The organism is Xanthomonas sp. NCPPB 3959 (assembly GCF_056675575.1).
This window is the reverse complement of record NZ_JBWWVR010000045.1, coordinates 1-1,245: the sequence shown is the minus strand read 5'-3', so window position 1 is coordinate 1,245 and position 1,245 is coordinate 1. Positions and strand designations below refer to the sequence as shown.

The window sequence follows — 1,245 nt, the reverse complement described above, 5'->3', positions numbered from 1 at the left end:
TGTAGCAACTGTGTTGTTGGAGGGGGGCTGACCGTTCTGGAAGCTGGACACGGGAGCGCCGGCCGCTGGTCAGCAGCCGGCGGCTCAAATTAGAGCGTAGACACACTCAGGTCGGGACGGTTTGGACGTCTGCGGCTTGAGCGTCTCGTGCTCGCGCGTTGAGGATGACGAGCATCTTTCGCATCGCCGCCACGACGGCGACCTTGCCGGGCTTTCCGCGTGCCCGCAGAGATCTATAAAACTCCCGGATCCGCGGCTCGTGCTGGATGGCAGACAGGCACGCCATGTACAGCACGTTGCGGACCTCGATCCGCCCGCCGCGGATCCGGCGCAGGCCGCGCATCTGTCCGCTGTCATGGGCGATGGGAGCCACGCCGACCAGCTTGGCAATCGCCTTCCCCTCGAAGGTTCCCAGCTCCGGCAGGTAGCTGGCGATCACCGCCTGCAAGGTGGCTCCGACGCCTTTGAACGAGCGCATCGCCTCCAGCTGCGGTTGTTGGCGGACCTGTTCGGCAATCTGCTGTTCCAATCGCACGCAGGTCTTTTTCATCTGCGCGATATTGGCCTGCAGCACGCGGCGCAAGCGCGTGTCCGTTACCTGCTCCAACTGGTTGTGTGCGCTTGTTGTCAGCTCCACGAGCTGCTGTCGCGCGCGCACGAACTCGCGCAGCCGTCGCCGCCAAGGCTCCATCGGTTGATAGGGACGCAGCTCCAGCTTTTCAGCCATGCAGGCGAGATTGATCGCGTCCAGACGATCTGTTTTTGCCGGCAGACCGGTGGCAGCAGCGAAGGCATGGCAGCGGCGCGCATCCGCCCGCACAACCCGGTGACCGGCGTCGAACAAAGCATCCAGTACCCGCTGTTCATAACCGCCGGAGGCCTCCAGGACGATCTGGCCAGCCTGCTGCGTTGTCAGCCAGGCCACCAACTTGCGACAGCCCGCTGGTGTGTTGTGGAACCGCATGCAAGCGCCGTGGTGGACGGCCACATCCAACATGGCCTTGCACACATCTATCCCGATGCCGTTCATGGGCGAACTCCGTTAGGCTTGAAGGGTCGAGAGCTCCCCTGCCTGCCCAGCCTTACGTCTACGAGTGGCAACTCTGGCAACTGTTCGGGCGACACAGGGGAGGAACCGGCGTGGGCACCCAGCTACAAGACGATCGGTAACGATCCAGGCTCTCACGGTGGCCCACGCCGGCTCTCGACGCCCAAACTGCCAGATTCCGAACAGATAAGGCTCTT

1 protein-coding gene is annotated in these 1,245 nt (G+C 63.4%); it reads right to left on the bottom strand.

Annotated elements, in window-relative coordinates; genetic code table 11:
• Positions 1-106 precede the first annotated feature (106 nt).
• Entirely contained in the window at positions 107-1,030 is a 924-nt protein-coding gene (locus AC1KVG_RS21745; RefSeq protein WP_176341303.1) for an IS110 family RNA-guided transposase, read from the bottom strand.
• Between the last annotated feature and the right edge of the window lie 215 nt (positions 1,031-1,245).

What these genes read in the sequence shown, in the direction of transcription:
- AC1KVG_RS21745 (WP_176341303.1), bottom strand. Translation starts at nt 1,030, where the DNA reads ATGAACGGCATCGGGATAGATGTGTGCAAGGCCATGTTGGATGTGGCC.